1 protein-coding gene (only partly in view) is annotated in these 22,458 nt (G+C 67.7%); it reads right to left on the bottom strand.

The window, feature by feature from the left end:
* Window positions 1–144: 144 nt before the first annotated feature.
* On the bottom strand, window positions 145–22,458 hold the 3' portion of the coding sequence (locus AB0J47_RS05420) for a non-ribosomal peptide synthase/polyketide synthase (RefSeq protein ID WP_364341347.1). The gene runs 21,798 nt beyond the window's last position; 22,314 of the gene's 44,112 nt are visible here — the last part of the coding sequence; its start codon lies off the right edge, out of view — the gene reads right to left on this strand; its stop codon occupies window positions 145–147.

Genomic DNA, 22,458 nt, shown 5'->3' with positions numbered 1-22,458 from the left:
CAGTTCCTCCCCCGCCGCGACCGAACGCACCGTGCGCCTGACGCTTTGGACTATCCCGACGCTATGCACGTGCAAAAGCCCCGTACCTTCGACTGTTCGAGGTTCGGGGCCCTTGCCTTCGTGTACCGCGCAGAGCGGTCCCGGTTACTCGACGATCACGATCCGCACGTCCTCGTCCGCCGCCTCGGTCGACTCGCCCACGGCGACGAACCAGTGGGTGACCTCTCCGTCGGCCAGGTCTTCCGCGATCTCGTCCGCGCCGGGCAGCACTGACAGTGCACCGGATATTGCTGCGGTCAGGAACTCGAGGAGTGCGGCTCGGCCGGAGATGGCGGTGGTGAAGGTTGTCGATTCGTAGTCGATGTCGTATTCCGAGCGGACCTGTTCGGCCTGTTCGAGTGCCTCGGTTTGGCTGAAGGCGCGGGGGGTGCCGTCGGCCGTGAGGACTACGAAGGCCGGGTGTTCCTCGGCGAGCGGGCGGACCCGATCGGCGTAGGAGACCGGGTGCGATGGGGCGGCGGCCAGTTCAGCTCGGACCGTCGGATCGCTCGGGACCAGCCAGTTGATCGAGCCGTCGGTTGGTTCCACGGTGATACCGAAAACAGCTCCGGCGGTGGCCATTTCGGCGGCAGTCAGGTCACCGGCGAACAGGCAGGCGGCACCGGCCTTCTGGATGGCCCAGACCGCGACCACCGCATCGACCGAACGCGGCAGCGCCAGGGCCACCACATCGCCCGGTCCGGCACCGTGTGCGATGAGCACCCGGGCCAGCTGCGAGGAACGGCGATCCAGGACGTGGTAGGCGATTTCGTCGCCGTCCGCCAGCAGCGCCGGCGCCTCGGGATCCGCCTCGACCACCTCGGCGAGCACCTTCGACACCGTGCGCGCACCGACCCGGCCCACCGGTTCCGGTGCGGGAGCCGTTGCCGCGATACCGGATTCGACGAGCAGGCGGGCCCGCTCATCGGTATCGAGGATATCGATATCACCGACCAGCCCGGCCGGATCGCCGATCAGCGCGTCCAGCACCCGAATCAGCCTGGTGGACAAGGTTTCCACCTCATCGGCGCTGAACCGGCTGATGAGGTACTCGAGGGTGAATTCGAGAGTGGACTCCGCGGTCACCTGCAGGGTGAGTGGATAGTGCGTCGCACTCTCCACACCGACATCGGTCACCGCCATGCCGTCGATCGAACTCGCCGCGGCGATCGCCTCCCGATCGATCGGGTACGACTCGAACACCAACAGCGTGTCGAAGTGCGAGGCGATTCCGGCGGCCCGCTGGATATCGGACAGGCCGACGTAGTGGTGATCGAGCAGCTCGGCCTGGTCACGCTGCAACCGCTTCAGCTGATCGTCGATCGTCGCGCGGTCATCGATGCGCACCCGCACCGGGAGCGTATTGATGAACAGACCGACCATCGACTCCACGCCGGTCAGCTCGGCGGGCCGACCAGACACCGTGGCGCCGAACACCACATCGGCGCGCCCGGTGAGCCTGCCGACCAGGATGCCCCAGGCCGCCTGCACCAGGGTGTTGACCGTGATGCCGAGTTCGGCGCAGTGCTTGGTCAGCTGACGGGTGCGGTCGGCGTCGATCTGGGTGATCAGCTTGGCGGTCTCGTAGGTCTCGACCGTCCGTGCGGGCGCGGCCAATTCGGTCGGTTCGGTCGCACCGTCGAAGGCATCGGCCCAGACCCGCAACGACGCGTCCTGATCGCGGGTGGCGAGCCAGTCCAGGAAGTCACGGTAGGAGGAGACCTGCGGCAGTGCCGACTGGTCGCCGCGCGTCGCGTAGAGCACCAGCAGATCCCGCATCAGCAGCGGCATCGACCAACCGTCGAGCAGCACGTGGTGCGTGGTGATCGCCAGCGACCATTCCTCGGCGGCGGTACGCAACAGCGTGTAGCGCACCAGCGGCGGGGTGGTCATATCGAAGCGCTCGGCGTGGTCGGCCTCGACCCGGCGACGCAGTTCCTCGGCCCGCCCCGCCTCCGGCAGTTCGGTGAGATCCACCACGCGCCAAGGCACTTCGACCCGATCGAGCACGACCTGCCGCACCTGTCCGGTGGAGTCGGTGACGAATGCGGTGCGCAGATTCGGGTACCGATCCAGGATCCCCTGCGCGGCCGCGTTCAGCCGTGCCACATCCACCGTTCCGGCCAGCTGCACCACCGCCTGGATGGTGTAGACATCCACGCTGGCCGTGGTCATCAGCGCGTGGAAGAGCAGGCCGGACTGCAGCGGCGAGACCGGCCAGACATCGTCGAGGCCCGGGTAGGTCTGTTCCCACAGTTCGATATCGGCCTGACCGACCTGCACCAGCGGCAGATCCGACGGCGTATGGCCACCGGCATTCGGCCGCTGCGCGTGCTCGGCCAGCGCGGTGAGCGCGGCAACCCACAGCTCCGCCAACTCCTGCACCTGCTCCGGGGACAGCAGCCCGACCGGGAACTCGAAGGTGGCAAGTAGCCGCGGACCATCGTCCTCATCGCCGACTGTCACGGCGACATCGAGCGCTCCGGTCGCGGGCATGGTGGCATCCCGCTCGGCCTTGATCGCCGCTTCCTGGTACCGGAAGCCGACCTGACCCGCCAGCGGCAGTTGTTCACCCACCCCGTCGGCTCCGCCGACTGCCGTCGCCCTAAGCAGCAGACCGTAGCCGACGCCCTGATCCGGCACCGCGAGCAGCTGTTCCTTCACCGACTTGATGAGCGCACCCGCGGCGTCGCCGCCGTCGAACGCCTCGGCCAGATCGATCCCGCCCAGCCCGAGCCGGGCCGGGTAGACGGAGGTGAAAGCGCCCACGGTGCGCGACAATTCGGCACCGCGGACCGCCGCACGACCGTCACCGTCGAGCCGGATCAGCACATCCGATCCTTGCTCTTCGCCACGCCAGCGCACCAGCGCCATGGCCAACGCCGACAGCAGCCCGTCCGGCACGCGACCGTGGAACCGCGCAGGCACCGTGGTGAGCAGTACCTCGGAGATATCCGCCGGCACCTCGATGCGCACCCGTCGCGTGGTGGCGACGGTATCCAGCGCCGGATCGAAGGCCCGCGCGCCGAGCAGCGGCTCGGGCGTGGCCGAAACCTCCTGCCAGAATGGCAGTTCGGCGGCGCGGCCATTCGCTTGCTCGGTCAGGCCGTAGGCCCAACGCCGCAGCGAGGTACCGACCTCCGGCAGGGCGACCTGGTCGTCGGCGATCAGGTCGAGCAGATCGCCGGTCAGGATGTCGAGGGACTTCGGATCGGCAGCGAAGCCGTGGACCACGATCAGCATGAAGTTGCCGCCGTCGAGACGGTCGGCGGTGCAGCGCACGAACTGCGCCATCACGCCGTTGGCTGGATCGAGGCGATCCGCGGCGGCCGCGCGTTCGTTGTCGGCGCGCCGCATGAGCTCGTCATAGCCGTAGTCGTCGTCGAGGTCGGTATCGAAGGCGACCTCGTGCACAAGGGCATCGATATCGATCCCACCGCGCTCGAGCGCTTCGAATTCCCAGACCTCCTCGACCCGGCGCAAACGAGTGCGCAACGCATCGTGCCGGTCGACCAGTGCGGCGATCGCCGCACGCAGCCGATCCCCGTCGAGTTCGCTCGGCAGCGCCACCGCCGTCTCGTAGGAGAAGCGCTGGTAGGCCGTGCCGTTCGCCAGCACCGCGGCGATGCTCGGCGGCAGCGGGATCTCACCTATGCCACCACCGGGCAGCTCGGCCATGGTCGCCTGCCGCAGATCCGCGGCCGAGGTCGCGATGGCGGCGAGTCCGGCGACGCTGCGCTGTTCGAAGACGTCGCGCACGGAGAACACCACACCGAGCGTCTTCGCCCGCGATACCAGCTGGATCGACAGGATGCTGTTACCGCCGAGTGCGAAGAAGTCGTCGTCGGCACCGATCCGTTCGATGCCGAGTACATCGGCGAACACACCGGCCACGATCTGCTCCACCGGGGTGACCGGCGCGCGGAATGCGGCCTGTTCGAAGGTGGGCTGCGGCAGGGCCTTTCGATCGAGCTTGCCATTCGCATTGAGCGGCAGAGCTTCCAGCTCGAGGAAGGCGCTCGGCACCATGTACGAGGGCAGCTCCGCAGCCAACGCCGACTGGACCGCACTCTTATCGAGTTCGCCGGTGGTCGGGACCACATAGGCGACCAGGCGGTCACCGAGTGCCGGATCGGTATGCGCGAGCACCGCGGCCGAGCTGATCGAGGTCTGTCGCAGCAGCGCCGCCTCGATCTCGCCGAGTTCGATGCGGAAACCACGGATCTTGACCTGGAAGTCGGTGCGACCGCGATACTCCAGCTCACCGGCGGCATTCCAGGCCACCAGGTCACCGGTGCGGTACATCCGAGCACCGGATTCGAACGGGTCGGCCACGAACCGCTCCGCGGTCAGATCGACACGCCCGAAGTAGCCGCGCGCCAATTGCGCACCGGCCAAATACAACTCACCCGAAACACCCACCGGCACCGTACGCAACCGCGAATCCAGCACGTACACCTGGCTGTTCCACTCCGGGGCACCGATCGACACCGAGACGGTATCGGCATCGGTCACCTCGTGGTTGGTGATCGAGACCGCGGCCTCGGTCGGGCCGTAGAGGTTGAACAGGGTGGCCCCGTTCGACTCCCGGAACCGCTGCGCCGTCGCGGCGGGCAGCGCCTCACCGATGGCGAGCACCCGGCGCAACGAATCGGGCAGCTGTCCGTCCGATTCGATCAGCAGGGCATCCAACATCGACGGCACCACATGCAAAGTGGTGACGGCGGTATCGCGCATCAGCGTATTGAGGTAGGTCGGATCGCGATGTCCGTCGGCCGACGCGATGATCAGTCGGCCACCCGAAACCGCCGCCGACCAGAACTCCCACACCGACAAGTCGAAGGTGGCCGCGGTCTTGAGCAGCACCGCGTCATCGGCACCGAGACCGAATTCGCTCGTCTTCCACAGCAACTGGTTAACGATCGCCGCATGCGGCACCGCGACACCCTTGGGGCGACCGGTCGAACCCGAGGTGAAGATCACGTACGCCGTATTCGCCGCGCGCAGTGGCGCGATCCGTTCCGCGTCGGCGATCGGCGCGTCCTGGAGGTCCGCGAGTGCGTCCATCCGAACGACGTCGGTCACCGAGGTCTGGAAATCGGTGTCGGCGTTGGTCACCACGCACAGTGGCCGAGCGGTCTCGAGAATGTAGTCGGTCCGCTCACCGGTCTGATCCGGATCCAGCGGCACATACGCGCCACCGGCCTGGGTCACCGCGTACATCGCGACCACCAGGTCCACCGAGCGGCGCAGTGCGAGCGCCACCCGTGCCTCCGGTCCGACACCCAGCGAAAGCAGGTGCCGGGCAAGTCCGTTCACCCGAGAGCCCAGCTCCCCGTAGCTGATGGCGATGCCGTCGTCACCGACCAGCGCCACCGCATCCGGCGTGGCCGCCACGGTTCGATCCAGCAGCGAGGCCAGCGTCGCGGACGAATCCACCTGCTGCGCTGTCGCATTCCAGCCGGAGACCAGTTCGCGGCGCTCGTCCGCGGCCATGATCTCGAGATCGCCGACAGCCGCGCGCGGCGCCGCGATGATCTCGGCGAGAACGCGTGCGAAGCGATCGGCGAAGCCACGAACGGTATCCGGGTCGAACAGGTCGTTGGCGTAGGTGAAGTACCCACCGATACCCGACGGCGTGCCGTCCTCGTCGTAGCTGTCCGCGACGATCAGGTGCAGATCGAACTGCGAGAGCTGGGTGTCGATATCGAATCCGGCGACCGTGAGTCCGGGCAGTTCCAGCGTGGTCCGCGCCAGGTTCTGGAACGACAGACCCACCTGGAACAGCGGATGGCGCGCCTGCGACCGCACCGGGTTCAGCACCTCGACCAACCGCTCGAACGGCACGTCCGCATGGGCGAACGCCTGGATATCCGTTTCGCGCTGACGCCCGAGCAGCTCGGTGAACGGCTCGCCGCGATCCAGTTGGGTACGGAACACCAAGGTGTTGACGAACATGCCGATCAGATCGTCGAGCACGGCCTCACCGCGGCCCGCCATCGGTGTACCGATCGCGATGTCATCGGTGCCCGACAGCCGCGAGAGCAGTACCGCGAACGCCGTGTGCACGACCATGAACAGCGTCGCACCCTCGGCCCGGGCCAAAGCGACGAGCTCACGATGCGTTTGGGCGTCGATGCTCAGCTCCACCTTGCCGCCCGTGAAGGACTGCACGGCGGGCCGCGGGCGATCCGAGGGCAGATCCAGCTGATCCGGCACATCCGCCAATGCCGACTGCCAGTAGGCGATCTGCTTGGCCGCCAACGACTCCGGATCGTCCTCGCTGCCGAGCAGCTCGCGCTGCCAGATGGAGTAGTCCGCGTACTGCACCGGCAGCGGCGTCCACGTGGGTGACTCGCCGACCGAGCGGGCCGCGTACGCCGTCATCAGATCCCGGGTCAGCGGGCCCATCGACGAACCGTCACCTGCGATGTGGTGCACCACGAGCACGAGCACGTACTCGTTCGGGGCGGGAGCGGAGCCTGCGGAGCGACCCGAGGACACAGGAGCGGAGCCTGCGGAGCGACCCGAGGACACAGGAGCGGAGCCTGCGGAGCGACCCGAGGACACAGCGGTCGGTGCGTCGGTCACCTGGAACAGCTCCACCCGCACCGGCACCTCGGCGGTGACGTCGAACGGCGCCGCCATCACCGCGATCACCGTGGATTCCAGCTCCGCGGCCACGAGCGGCCGCAGCTCCAGCGCCGGAACAGCCTGCGCCACCGGCAGAATCACCTGTGCCGGGGCTCCCGCGGTCTCCGGGTACACCGTCCGCAGAATCTCGTGCCTGCCGACCAGATCCGCCATGGCCGCACGCAGCGCGTCGACATCCAGCGCACCGGTCAACCGGACCGCGATGGGCAGGTTGTAGGCCGCCGACTCGGTGTCGAAGCGGTTCAGGAACCACATCCGCTGCTGTGCCAGCGACAACGGCACCGGATCCGGCCGCGGACCGGCGACCAGTGGCCGCCGCTCGCCAACACCGGACAGCTGCTCCAGCTTCACCGCCAGGGCCGCCACGGTCGGCGCCTCGAACAGCGCACGCACCGGCACTCGGCCGCCGATCGCGGCACTCAGGCGACCGACCACCTGGGTGGCCACCAGCGAGTTGCCGCCGAGGGCGAAGAAGTCGTCGTCGACACCCACGCGCTCGATACCGAGCACATCGCCGAAGACGCCCGCCACGATCTCCTCCACCGGCGTTGCCGGGGCACGGAATTCGCGAGTGGTGAACGTCGGTTCGGGCAGCGCCTTGCGGTCGAGCTTGCCGCTGGAGTTCAGTGGGAAGGCGTCGAGCACCACGATGGCCGCCGGAACCATATAGCCCGGAAGCACATCCGATACCTCGGCCAGCAGCACCCGCTGGTCGATCGACTGCCCCGGCGCGGGAACCACGTACGCGACCAACTGGTCGCCCAGTGCCGACGCCGCCACCAGTGCCACCGCCTGGCTCACCGCGGCATGGGCCAGCAGCGCCGTCTCGATCTCGCCGAGCTCGATCCGCTGGCCGCGGAACTTCACCTGGAAGTCGGTGCGCCCCAGGTATTCCAGGCGATGACCCGCGCCCGCGACTTCGCGCCAGACAACCAGGTCACCGGTGCGGTACATCCGCGCACCGGTCGTGAACGGGTTGGCCACGAAGCGATCCGAGGTCAGATCCGGGCGCGCGACGTAACCGCGGGCCAGCTGATCACCGGCCAGATACAGCTCACCGGCCACACCGGCGGGCACCGGCCGCAACCGCGAATCCAGCACGAACACCTGGGTGTTCCACTGCGGCAGACCGATCGGCACGGTGCGCGCATCCGTCTCACGCGCGGGCCAGTAGGTCACCGACACCGCGGCCTCCGTCGGCCCGTACAGGTTGTGCAGCACCGCATCCGAAACGGACCGCCACGCCGTCACCGTTTCCGGCGGCAGCGCCTCACCGATCACGAACACGTCCCGCAGCGTCGGCAGCGAGCCCGCTGCCAACTGTGCGGCGAACACCGTCAGCATGGACGGCACGAAGTCGGTGACCGTAACCCCTTGCGCGGCAATCGCATCCGCCACGTAGGCCGGGTCGCGATGGCCGTCGTGGGTGGCGACCACCAGCTGCGCGCCGGCGCGCAGCGGCATGAAGTAGCCCCACAGCGACACGTCGAACGTGGTCGCGGTCTTCTGCAGGTACACGTCATCGGGGCCGAGCGGGTACTCCGCGAGCATCCACTCGATCTGATTGTTGATCGCCCCGTGCGACACCGCGACGCCCTTCGGACGACCGGTCGAACCCGAGGTGAAGATGACGTAAGCCGGGTTGTCCCGGGTGACCGGGCGCAGCAGCTCACCGGGTTCGATCGGTGCGGAGGAGAACCCGTCCAGCTCCAGCGAATCCAGCTCGAGCACCGGGATATCCGCGGGAACCGGCACCGCGTCGGCCGCGGTGGTGACCACGCACGCGGGCTGGGCGGTATCCAGGATGTGCGCGATCCGCTCCGCCGGATGATCCGGATCCAGCGGCACATACGCGCCACCGGCCGCGACGATCGCGTACATGCCGACGACCAGATCCAACGACCGCCGAACGGCAAGGCCGACCAGCGACTCGGCACCCACACCCCGCGAAATCAACAGGCGGGCAAGGCTATTCACCCGGTCGTCGAATTCCCGATAAGTCAGCTCGGCGCCTTCGAACACCACCGCGACGGCATCCGGATGCGCCGCTGCGGCGCGCCGGTACCCGTCGAGCAACAGCTCGGGCTGCACCGGATGCGCGGTGGCGTTCCAGCCACCCAGCATCCGTTCCCGCTCCACCGCGGTGAGCAGCTCCAGGTCACCGACTGCCGCGCGCGGCGCGGTGATGATCTCGCCGAGCAGCCTGGTGAACCGGTCCGCGAACCCTTCGACCGTGCTCCGGTCGAACAGGTCGGTGGCGTAGGTGAATACGCCGGCGATGCCGGCAGGAGCTCCGGACTCGTCGTACAGGTCGGAAAGGATCAGGTGCAGGTCGAACTGAGAGATGTGGGTATCGAACTCCACGCCCGAGACCGTGAGATCCGGCAATTCCAAGGAGGTCTGGGCCAGGTTCTGGAACGACAAACCCACCTGGAACAGCGGATGCCGCGCCTGCGACCGTGCCGGGTTCAGCACCTCGACCAACCGCTCGAACGGCACATCGGCATTGGCGAACGCCTGGATATCCGTTTCGCGCTGCCGCCTGAGCAGATCCGCGAACGGCTCGGCCGAATTCAGCCGGGTACGGAACACCAACGTGTTGATGAACGTGCCGATCAGATCGTTCAGCGCCGCCTCACCCCGACCCGCCATCGGCGTACCGATCGCGATGTCGTCGGTGCCGGACAGTCGAGACAACAGCACGGCCAGTGCCGTGTGCACGATCATGAACAGCGTCGCACCCTCGGCCTGCGCCACGCCGCTGAGACCACGATGGGTATCGGCGTCGATGCGCACCTCGACGGTGCCACCCGCGAAGGACTGCACCGCGGGCCGCGGACGATCCGCGGGCAGATCCAGCTGCTCCGGCAGATCCGCCAGCGCGCCGCGCCAGTAGGCGACCTGCTTGGACATCAGCGAATCCGGATCGTCCTCGCTGCCGAGCAGTTCACGCTGCCAGATGCTGTAATCCGCGTATTGGACCTCCAGCGGCGCCCAGTTGGGTGCGACACCGGCCGAGCGCGCCGCGTACGCCGTCATCAGATCGCGCGTCAGCGGTCCCATCGAGGAACCGTCACCGGCGATATGGTGCACGACCATCGCGATCACGTACTCCGGAGCCGAACTTTCGGTGTCGATCTCGAACAACCGCACCCGGACCGGCACCTCGGCGGTGACGTCGAATGGCGCCGAAATCAGCTCGACTACGGCGGATTCGACCTGATCCGGGGTGACCGTCCGGATGTCCAGCTCCGGAATCGCCTGTCCTACCGGCAGAATCAGCTGTACCGCACCCGACTCGGTCTCGGGGTAGATGGTGCGCAGGACCTCGTGCCTGCGCACCAGATCCGCGATGGCGGCGCGCAGTGCGGCCACATCGAGCGCGCCGGTCAGCCGCACCGCGATCGGAACGTTGTACGCGGCGGACTGGGTGTCGAAGCGGTTGAGGAACCACATCCGCTGCTGCGCCAGCGACAGCGGAATATGTTCCGGCCGTGGACCGGCGACCAGCGCGTGCCGTCCGCGCCCGTCGGCCTGCTGTTCCACCCGGATGGCGAGTGCGCCGACGGTCGGCGCCTCGAACAGCAGTCGCACCGGGACGCGGGTGTTCAGCGCCGCGCCGAGGCGGGCCGCGACCTGGGTCGCGAGCAGCGAATTACCGCCCCACGCGAAGAAGTCGTCATCCAGGCCCAGCCGCTGTGCCTGCTCGCCGGATCCGAGGTGCAGCACCTCGGCGAAGGTGTTGGCGACGATCTCCTCGATCGGGGTGACCGGCGCGCGGAACACCGCCTTCTCGAAGGTGGGCTCCGGCAACGCCTTTCGATCGAGCTTGCCGTTGGCGTTCAACGGCAGTGCATCGAGGGTGAGGAAGACCGACGGCACCATGTAGGACGGCAGCTCGGCGGCCAGCGCCGATTGCAGGCGCACGTTGTCGATCTCATCGGATTCGGGCACCACGTAAGCGACCAGCCGGTCACCCAGATTCGGGTCGGTGTGCGCGAGCACCGCCGTGGCCGAAACCTCGGGCTGACGCAGCAGCGCCGCCTCGATCTCACCGAGCTCGATCCGGAAACCGCGGATCTTCACCTGGAAGTCGGTGCGGCCGCGATACTCCAGCCCGCCCTCGCTGTTCCAGGCCACCAGGTCACCGGTGCGGTACATGCGCTCGCCGGTGCCGAACGGGTTGGCCACGAAACGATCCGCGGTCAGGTCAACGCGCCCGAAGTAACCACGCGCCAACTGCGCACCGGCCAGGTACAGCTCACCGGAGACACCGACCGGAACCGGACGCATCCGCGAATCCAGCACGTACACCTGGCTGTTCCACTCCGGACCACCGATCGGCACCGAAACCGTGTCGGCATCGGTGACGGTGTGCGCGGTGATCGATACCGCGGCCTCGGTGGGGCCGTACAGGTTGAACAGCTCGGCCGCGTTGTCCCGCCGGAATCGCTGCGCGGTCGTCGCGGGCAGCGCCTCACCGATCGCCAGCACCCGCCGCAGCGACTGCGGCAGACGGCGAGCGGATTCGGTGAGCAGCGCGTCCAGCATCGACGGCACCACGTGCAGCGTTGTGACGCCGGTGGAGCGCATCAGCTCGTTGAGGTATGCGGGATCGCGGTGACCATCGGCATCGGCGATGACCAACCGGCCACCGCAGACCGCGGCCGACCAGAACTCCCAGACCGACAGGTCGAAGGTGGCCGCGGTCTTGAGCAGCACTGCGTCATCGGCACCGAGGCCGAATTCGGCTGTCTTCCACAGCAACTGGTTCACGATCGCCGCATGCGGCACCGCGACACCCTTCGGCTGGCCGGTCGAACCCGACGTGAAGATCACGTACGCCGTATTCGCCGCCGCCAGCGGCCGCAGCCGGTCACCGTCGGAAATCGGACCGTCCGCGACGCCGGATAGATCCAGCTCGTCGATCGACACCACTTCGGCCACGGTGCTGCCGAAATCATCGCGACCGGTGCTCAGCACGCAGACCGGTGCCGCGGTGCGCAGGATGTAGTCGGTGCGCTCGGTGGGCTGATCGGGATCGATCGGCACATACGCCGCACCCGATTTCGCCACCGCGTACATCGCGATCACGAGATCCACCGAACGCCGAATGGCCAGCGCCACTCGATCCTCCGAGCCGACACCGAGCGTAATCAAGTGGCGCGCCAGGCGGTTGGCCTTGGCGTCCAACTCGGCGTAGGTGAGCGTCGTGTCCTCGGCTACCAGCGCCACCGCATCCGGGCTCGCCGCAACCGTGGCGTCCAGCAGCGACGCCAGCGTGGTCGAGGCGTCGATGTCGAGTGAGTGCGCGGTGTCGTTCCAGGCGCGCAGAATTCGCGTGTTCTCTGTGGGCGAGAGCAGATCGATCTCGCCGACCCGCACGTCGGCGTCGGCCAGTACGGCATCGAGCACCAATACGAAGCGGTCGGCGAAGCCCTGCACGGTCGCCTCGTCGAACAGGTCGGTCGCGTAACCGAATTCGGCGACGATCTGGGCGGGCGTACCGTCCTCGGCGTAGCGGTCATACAGCGTGACGTGCAGATCGGTCTTGGCCAGCTGCGAATCGAAGTTCACCGCGCTCACCGACAGGCCGGGCAGCGTGAAGGTGGTCTCGGCCAGGTTCTGGAACGAAAGTCCGATCTGGAACAGCGGATTGCGCGCCGTCGAACGCTCCGGGTTGAGCACCTCGACCAGCCGCTCGAACGGCACATCGGCGTTGGCGAATGCCTCCAGGTCCCGCTCGCGCACGTCGGCGAGCAGGTCGGCGAAGGTATCACCGGGCTCGATGATCGTCCGGAACACCAAGGTGTTGACGAACATACCGATCAGATCGTCGAGTTCGCGTTCACCGCGACCCGCGATCGGGGTGCCGACCGCGATGTCGTCGGTACCCGACAGGCGCGAAAGCAATACGGCCAGCGCCGCGTGCACAACCATGAACAGTGAGGCGTGATTTGCCCGCGCCAGCTCGTGCAGCTTGGCGTGCTTGTCCGGTTCGATCTCGAAGCGAATCGCCTTGCCCTGGAACGACTGCGCGCGCGGGCGCGGCCGGTCGGCGGGCAGTTCCAGCTGATCGGGCATACCCGCGAGCGCGGATTGCCAGTAGGCGACCTGCTGTGCCGCAAGCGATTCCGGATCCTCCTCGGAGCCGAGCACCGCACGCTGCCACAGCGCGTAGTCGGCGTACTGCACCGGCAGCGGCTGCCACTGCGGGATCTCACCCTGGGCCCGTGCCACATACGCTGCCATGACATCGCGAGCCAGCGGACCCATCGACGAACCGTCGGCCGCGACATGGTGCACCGTGAACGCCAGCACGTGCTCCTGTTCGGCGAGCCGGAACAGCCCGACCTTCAGCGGCACCTGCACGGTGACATCGAAGGTGGTGAGCGCGAATTCGATCACCGCGGCGACCAGGTCCGATTCCGAGATATCGGTGACGGTCAGCTCCGGCACGGCCTGATCGGCGGGCAGGATCACCTGGTGCGGGCCACTGGCCGAACTCGGGTAGGTGGTCCGCAGCACCTCGTGCCTGGCGAACACATCGCCGAGCGCCAGCTCCAGCGCCGCCACATCCAGCGCACCGGACAACCGCACGGCGAGCGGGATATTGTCCACGGCCGAGGTGGTGGTATCGAACTGGTTGAGGAACCAGTACCGCTGCTGCGCGGGTGAGAGCGGCACTCGGGCCGGGCGCTCCCCCGCGACCAGTCGCGGCCGGCTGCGGCCGGATCCGGCATTGTGTTCGGCCTTGGCCGCCAGCGCCGCGACGGTCGACGCCTCGAACAGATCGCGGACCGCGAGCTGGGTATCCAGTGCCGCGCCGATGCGCGCGGTCACCTGGGTGGCCAGCAGCGAGTTGCCGCCGAGTTCGAAGAAGTCGTCGTCCAAACCGACGCGCGCGACACCGAGCACGTCGCTGAACACGCCCGCCACAATCTCCTCGATCGGAGTCGACGGTGCGCGGAACACCTTCGCCTCGAATACCGGTGCGGGCAGTGCCTTGCGATCCAGCTTGCCGGAAGCATTGAGCGGGAACGCATCCAGTACGACGAAGGCCGTCGGCACCATGTACGCGGGCAGCTCGCCCGCGAGTTCGGCGCGCACCTGGTCGATGTCGATCGCACGATCCGCCGCCGCGATCACATACCCGACCAACTGATCGCCGAGGCGGTCGTCGGAGCGGACCACAACGGCGGCCTGCGCGATCGGTTCCAGCGCGGTGAGCGCCGACTCGATCTCGCCAAGTTCGATGCGCAGACCGCGCAGCTTCACCTGGAAGTCGGTGCGGCCCAGGTACTCCAGCTCACCGTTGGCCGTCCAGGTGACGAGGTCACCGGTGCGGTACATGCGCTCGCCGGTGCCGAACGGGTTGGCCACGAAGCGATCCGCGGTCAGATCCGGACGGGCCACATAGCCGCGCGCCAACTGGGTGCCCGCGAGGTACAGCTCACCCGCGACGCCGACCGGAACCGGGTGCAGCCGCGAATCCAGCACGTACACCTGGGTGTTGAATACCGGCGCACCGATCGGGACCGAGACCGTATCGGCATCGGTCACCTCGTGATAGGTGACGTCGACGGCGGCCTCGGTCGGGCCGTACAGGTTGTGCAGCCAGACACCGGTCAGCTCGCGCAACCGCTGTGCGGTCACCGCCGGCAGCGCCTCACCGGAGGCGAATACATTGCGCAGGTCGAAGCATTCGCCCGCCCGATCGTCGGCCACGAAGACCGACAGCATGGACGGCACGAAGTGCACCGTGGTGACCTGCTCCTGCGCGATGGTCTGGACCAGGTAGGCCGGATCGCGATGGCCGTCCGGCTTCGCGATGACCAGGCGCGCGCCGACCTGCAGCGGCCACCAGAATTCCCATACCGACACATCGAAGGTCGCCGGCGTCTTCTGCAGCACCACATCGCCGCGATCCAGCCCGTATTCGGCCTGCATCCAGACCAGACGGTTGACGATCGCGGCATGGCTGACCGCCACACCCTTCGGACGACCGGTCGAACCCGAGGTGAAGATCACGTACGCGGTATTCGAAGGCCGCAGCGGCGCAAGGCGTTCGGCATCGATCAGCGGTTCGTCGGAGTATGCCGAGAGATCCAGCGCCTCGATCTCGAGCGTCGGCGTCGAGCCCGCGTCGAACTCGTCGGCGGCGGTGGTCAGCACGCAGACCGGCTGCGCGGTGTCGAGCACATACCGGGTGCGGTCGACTGGATGATCGGGATCCAGCGGCACATACGCGCCGCCTGCCACGCTCACCGCGTACATGCCGATCACCAGCTCGAAGGATCGGCGCATGCCGAGCGCGACCATCGAATCGGGTCCGACACCCAGCGAAACCAGGTACCGGGCAAGGCGATTCACCCGCGCGGTGAATTCGCCGTAGGAGATGGTGGTCCCATCGAAGCTCAGCGCGATCGACTTCGGGCTCCGCGCCGCCTGCTCCTCGAACATCGAGACCAGGGTGGCCTGGGCATCGACGACATAGGCCGTCTCGTTCCACTTTTCGAGCACCTTGGCGCGTTCAGTGGCATCGAGCAGATCGACATCACCGACCGCGACGGCCGGATCCGCGACCACCGCATGCAGCAGGCGGACGAGGCGCTGGGCGACACCGGCGATCGTCTTCGCGTCGAACATATCGGTGGCGTAGGCGAATTCGGCGGTCATGCCATCCGCATTCCCGGCCGCGTCGAGCCGGTCGGCGAGGTTCAGGTGCAAATCGAACTTCGCGGTCACCACGTCGAGCGGCACACCGGCCACTTCGAGACCGGGCAGCGCGAACGATGCCTCACCGGTGTTCTGGAACGACAGCATCACCTGGAACAGCGGATGCCGCGCCTGCGAACGGGCCGGGTTGAGGATGTCGACCAGGCGCTCGAACGGCAGGTCGGCGTGGCCGAAGGCAGCCAGATCGGCTTCCCGTGCCCGCGCGACCAAGTCGGCGAAGGACGCACCGGAATCGATCGGCGTGCGCAGCACGAGCGTATTGACGAACATGCCGATCGCATCGTCGAGCACGGCCTCGCCGCGCCCCGCGACCGCAGTGCCGATGGCGATATCGTCGCTGCCGGACAGGCGCGCGAGCAGTGCCGCGAAGGCCGCGTGCACCACCATGAACAAGCTCGCGCCGTTCGCGCGGGCCAGTGCGTTGAGCTCGGTCAGCAACTGCGCGTCGATGCCGAATTCGTAGACATCGCCGCGGTTGGACGCTACGGCCGGACGCGAACGATCCGAGGGCAGATCCAGCTGATCGGGCAGTCCGGCCAGATTCCGCGACCAGTACGCGACCTGCTGGGCGATCAGCGATTCCGGATCGTCCTCGGAGCCGAGGGTGTCGCGCTGCCAGAGCGCGAAGTCGGCGTACTGCACCGGCAGCGGCGCCCAGGCGGGCGATTCGCCACGGCTGCGGGCCGCGTAGGCGACCATCACATCGCGGGCCAGCGGACGCGCCGACCAGCCGTCACCGGAGATGTGGTGCACCACGAAGACCAGCACGTGGGTTTCAGTCGACGAGCCGTCTGTACTTTCTGGTCGCTGCGCAGGCTCCGCTCCCGCATTTCCTGGTCGCTGCGCAGGCTCCGCTCCCGCATTTTCTGGTCGCTGCGCAGGCTCCGCTCCCGCTGGCGCCTCGAGCCGGAACAGCTTGGCGCGCACCGGAACCGCGGCAGTGACGTCGAAGCCGGTCAGCACCGACTCGCTGATGCGATCACGAATATCGGCCTCCGACACCACGACCGGCGTCAGGTCGAGGTGGACCTGACCGGTGGGCAGCACGACCTGTACACCCTGACCGTTGGCGGTCTCCGGGTAGACGGTGCGCAGCACCTCGTGCCGGTCCATCACATCGGCGACGGCCATGCGCAGCGCATCGGTGTCGAGTGCGCCGGTGAGCCGCACCGCCAGCGGGATGTTGTTGACGGCGGTCTGGTTGTCGAAGCGGTTGAGGAACCACATCCGCTGCTGAGCCAGCGAGAGCGGAATCTGTTCCGGCCGTGGTCCGGCCGTCAGTTCCCGACGTCCGCCGGTGCCCTGCTGACCCTCCATCCGCGCGGCGAGCGCGGCCACATTCGGCGCCTCGAACAGCAGCCGCACCGGAATGCGGGTGTCGAGTGCGGCGCCGAGGCGGGCCACCACCTGGGTGGCGATCAGCGAGTTGCCGCCGAGGTCGAAGAAGTCGTCGTCGAGACCGACCGGACGCGCGCCGTCCGCGGTCGACAGACCGAGTACCTCGGCGAAGGTGTCGGCCACGATCTCTTCGATCGGGGTCGACGGTGCGCGGAATTCCTTGGCCTCGAAGGCGGGTTCGGGCAGTGCACGGCGGTCGAGCTTGCCGTTGGGGTTCAGCGGCATGGCGTCGAGCACCATGAGCGCCGCCGGAACCATGTAGGACGGCAGTTGCGCGGTCAGGTGCCTGCGCAGCGCGTCGATGTCGACGGCGGCGCCGTTCGCGGGTACCACGTAGCCGACCAGCTGATCGCCGGTCCTGGCATCCGAACGCACCAGCGCGACCGCCTGCGCCACCGAATCGTGTGCGGTGAGCGCGGTTTCGATCTCGCCGAGCTCGATACGCAGACCGCGCAGCTTCACCTGGAAGTCGGTGCGGCCGAGGTATTCGATCGCACCGTCGGCATTGCGGGTGACCAGGTCGCCGGTGCGGTACATGCGAGCGCCCGGTGCGCCGAACGGGTTGGCCACGAAGCGGTCCGCGGTGAGATCCGTGCGGCCGAAGTAGCCGCGCGCCAGCTGCGCACCGGCCAGATACAACTCACCCGCGACACCCGGCGCTACCGGGTGCAGGCGCGAATCCAGGACGTACGCCTGCGAATTCCACACCGGCAGGCCGATCGGCACCGCGCCTTCGACCTTCTCGGCCACCGGGCCGTGGGTCGCGTGCACGGTGAATTCGGTCGGGCCGTACAGGTTGTAGAGCTCGGCCGAGCTGACCCGGCGAATGGCAGTCGCGGCATCGGCGGTGAATGCCTCACCGGCGATGAGGAGTGCGCGCAGCGATGCCAGGGCCGCACTGCCGACGGCCGCGTCGACACTGCTCGCGAAGACGCTCAGCATCGAGGGCACGAACGAGGTCATGGTGACCCGTTCGGCCGCGATCACGTCGGCCAGGTACTGCGGATCACGATGGCCGTCCGGGCCGGCCACCACGATTCGGCCACCGGTGCTCAACGGGCCGAACAGTTCCCACACCGACACGTCGAAGGTGGCAGGGGTCTTGAACAGCACGACGTCATCGGCACTGATGCCGTATTCACCGGTGATCCAACGGATCTGGTTGACGACGGCAGCGTGCGGCACGGCCACACCCTTCGGCCGACCGGTCGAACCCGAGGTGAAGATGACGTACGCCGGGTTGCTCGGCCGCAACGGCGCATTCCGCTCCGCATCGGTGACCGGCTGGTCCGAGTACTCGGACAGATCCAGGTCATCGATGACGAGTGTGGGCAGGCCGGTGCCGTCGAAGTCGTCACGCGAGGTGGTCAGTACACACACCGGCGCGGCGGAATCGAGCACGTAGCCGATTCGTTCCGCGGGCTGATCGAGGTCGAGCGGCACATAACCACCACCGGCCTCCTGCACGGCGTACGCCGCGACCACGAGGTCGACGGAACGCCGAAGACCGAGGGCCACCAGGCTCTCCGGGCCGACCCCATCCGCGATGAGGCGACGCGCCAACCGGTGCACACGAGCACCGAATTCGGCATACGTGAGCGAATCACCCGTCGCCGGATCCGCGATCGCGACCGCATCCGGCGTCGCAGCGGCCTGCCTGGCGAATTCGTCGACCAGCGTGCCGACCGTACCGAGGTCGCGCTCGGTGTCGTTCCAACCACGCAGTGCCAGTTCGGCTTCGGATGCATCGAGCAGATCGATATCGCCGATGGCCCGATCCGGTTCGGCCGCGACGGCTTGCAGCAGCCGGTTGAACCGCTGCCCGAACGCCGCCATGGTGTTCGCGTCGAAAAGGTCGGTGGCGTAGATCAATTCGGCCGCGATACCCGACGGAGCGACCGTGGTGGCACCGGCACCGTTCGAGGTGCTGATCGGGGTCGTGGTCTGCTCCGAAAGCACCAGCTGCAGATCGAATTTGGCCACATCGATCGGCAGCTCGACACCGCTGACCGTGAGTCCGGGCAGTTCCAGGCTGTTCTGGCCGGTGTTCTGGAACGACAGCATCACCTGGAACAGCGGATGGCGCGCCTGCGAGCGGACCGGGTTCAGGATCTCCACCAACCGCTCGAACGGCAGGTCGGCATGTCCGAACGCGCCGATATCGATGGCGCGCACGGTGCGCAGCAACTCGGTGAAGGTGGCCTCGCCGTCGATCGGTGTCCGCAGCACCAGGGTGTTGACGAACATGCCGATCAGATCATCGAGCGCGCGCTCACCACGTCCGGCGATCGGCGTACCGATGGCGATGTCTTCCTCACCGGACATCCGCGACAGCAGCACGGCCAGCGCGGTGTGCGCGACCATGAACAGTGTCGTACCCCTGGTGCGCGCGAGTTCGGTGAGCTTGCCATGGGTTTCGGCATCGATCTCGAACACGTGCGTGGCACCGCGGCCCGATGCCACCGCCGGACGCGGCCGGTCGGCGGGCAGGTCGAGCTGTTCGGGCAGCCCGCGCAGAGTCCTGGACCAGAACTCGATCTGCGCCGAGATCACCGATTCCGGATCGGATTCGGCGCCGAGCACCGCGCGCTGCCACAGCGCGAAGTCGGCGTACTGCACCTCGAGCGGACGCCACGAGGGCTCGCCGCCCTCGACGCGGGCGGCGTAGGCCGTCATCACGTCGCGGGTGAGCGGGCCCATAGAGAAGCCGTCGGCCGAAATGTGGTGCACCACCAGGGCGAGCACATGTTCGGTCGGGCTGATCTCGAACAGCTTGGCCCGGAACGGGACTTCGACGGTGACATCGAAGCCGGTCAGGATGACCTCCGCAACGCGCTGCGGCAGTTCGGCCTCGGTCACATCGATCGGCGTCAGATCCGGGATCACCCGGGCGGTGGAGACGGTCTGCTGGTAGGCGGTGCCGTCGTATTCCGGGTAGTAGGTGCGCAGCGATTCGTGGCGGGCCAGCACATCGGCCACCGCGATCTGCAGTGCCTGCCGGTCGAGCAGACCCGACAGCCGCACCGCGGCCGGGATATTGTCCACGGCCGATTCCGGATCGAAGCGGTTGAGGAACCACATGCGCTGCTGGGCCAGCGACAGCGGCACCCGCTCGGGGCGCTGCTGCGGCACCAGGGCCGTGCGCCCACCGGCACCGGCCCGGGACTCCGCGCGGGCCGCGAGCGCGGCCACCGTGGAGGCCTCGAACAGTTCACGGACACCGAGATCGGTATCCAATGCGGCCGAGAGCCGGGCGGCGACCTGGGTGGCGCTCAGCGAGTTGCCGCCGAGTGCGAAGAAGTCGTCGTCGAGGCCGACGCGTTCCAGGCCGAGCACATCGGCGTAGGTGGCCGCGATGATCTCCTCGACCGGCGTGGTCGGCGCGCGGAATACCGCGGCCTCGAACACCGGTGCGGGCAGTGCCTTGCGATCCAGCTTGCCGGAGGCGTTGAGCGGGAAGGCGTCGAGCACGATGACCACCGACGGGACCATGTACGCGGGCAACTGCCGTGCCAGGTCCTCGCGCACCGTCTCGATATCGAGCCGCAGGTTCGGCGTCGCGATGACATACGCGACGAGCTGGTCGCCGGTGTGCTGATCACTGCGCACCACGACGACGGCCTGGGCGATCTCGTCCAGCGCGGTGAGCGCCTGCTCGATCTCGCCGAGTTCGATGCGCAGACCGCGCAGCTTCACCTGGAAGTCGGTGCGGCCCAGGTAGTCCAGCTCGCCGTCGGCCGTCCAGGCCACCAGGTCGCCGGTGCGGTACATGCGCGCGCCGTCGGCGGCGAACGGGTTCGCGACGAACCGATCACTGGTCAGGTCCGGGCGCGCGACATAGCCGCGGGCCAACTGGGTGCCCGCCAGATACAGCTCACCCGCGACACCGACCGGAACCGGCCGCAGTCGCGAATCCAGCACGTAGACCTGGGTATTGAAGACCGGCGCACCGATCGGCACGGTGTCGGTATCGGTCGCGACCACCTCGTGGAAGGTGACGTCGACGGCAGCCTCGGTCGGACCGTACAGGTTGTGCAGCGCCGCACCGGTGAGCTCGCGCAGGCGATGCGCGGGCTTGGGCGGCAGCGCCTCACCGGAGGCGAAAACCAGTCGCAGCGAATCACACCGTGCCGCGGCCGCATCGGCCACGAAGACCGACAGCATGGACGGCACGAAGTGGGTCACGGTGACCCGCTCCGCGGTAACGATCTCGGCGAGGTAGGCCGGATCGCGGTGCCCGTCCGGCTTCGCGATGACCAGCCGCGCACCGATATGCAACGGCCAGAAGAACTCCCACACCGAAACGTCGAAGGTGGCGGGCGTCTTCTGCAGGACGGCATCGGTGCTGGTCAGCCCGTAGGCCGACTGCATCCACACCAGACGGTTCACGATCGCGGCATGGCTGACCGCCACACCCTTCGGACGTCCGGTCGAACCCGAGGTGAAGATCACGTACGCGGTATTCGACGGGCGCAGCGGCGCACGCCGTTCCGCCTCGGTCACCGGCTCGTCCGACAACCCGAACAGGTCGAGCAGATCTATGCGCACCTGGGCGGTATCGATCTTCAGATCGTCACCGGAAGTCAGCACGCAGACCGGATCGGCGGTGGCGAGAATGTATTCCGTGCGCTCGGCCGGATGATCCGGATCCAGCGGCACATACGCGCCACCGGCCACGGCCACCGCGTACATGCCGACCACCAGATCGATCGAGCGCCGCATACCGAGGGCCACATACGATTCCGGGCCGACACCGCGTTCGATGAGCCAGCGCGCCAAGCCGTAGACCCGGGCGCCGAACTCGGCATAGGTCAGACTTGTCCCCTCGAACGTCAGCGCGGTCGCGTCCGGAGTCGCGGCGAGCTGGGCCTCGAACATCGAGACCAGCGTGGCCCCGTGAGCGGAGCCTGCGGAGCGAGCCGACAGCACAGCGTCCACCTCGTGTGCGGTGTCGTTCCAACCCGACACCACGAGTTCGCGCTCGGCGGTATCGAGCAGTTCGATATCGCCCACCGCTGCAGCGGGTTCGGTGGTGATCGCGGTGAGCACCCGCACCAGGCGATCGGCGATGCGACGCACTGTCTGCTCATCGAAAAGGTCGCGCAGGTAGCCCGCGCGAACCCGCAGCTGGGAGTCCAGCTGCGCGATCAGGGTCAGCGGATAATGCGTGGCGTCGGCGGCCTGCATATCGACCACAGCCATGCCGTCGATATCGGCGGCCTGCGCCCGTATGCCCTCGGCATCCACCGGGTAGGACTCGAAGACCACCAGCGTGTCGAACAGACCGCCGATTCCGGCGGCGGACTGGATATCGGCCAAGCCGACGTAGTGGTGATCGAGCAGATCCGCCTGCTCGCCCTGGGTCCGGGTGAGCAACTGCTCCACCGATTCCGACGGATCGAAGCGCACCCGCACCGGAACGGTATTGATGAACAGACCGACCATCGATTCGACGCCGGACAGCTGTGCCGGACGGCCGGACACCGTGGTGCCGAACAGCACATCATCACGGCTGGTCATCCGGCCGATCAGAATGCCCCAGGCGACCTGCAGCACGGTATTCGGCGTAACGCCGAGCGAAGCGGCGAGTGCGGTGAGTCGCGCGGTCGCCTGCTCGTCCATCTCGAA

The sequence above is a fragment of the Nocardia sp. NPDC049737 genome (genome assembly GCF_040674755.1).
GTDB lineage: Bacteria > Actinomycetota > Actinomycetes > Mycobacteriales > Mycobacteriaceae > Nocardia.
The sequence above is the reverse complement of the archived record's forward strand: the minus strand, read 5'-3'. Positions and strand labels throughout refer to the sequence as shown.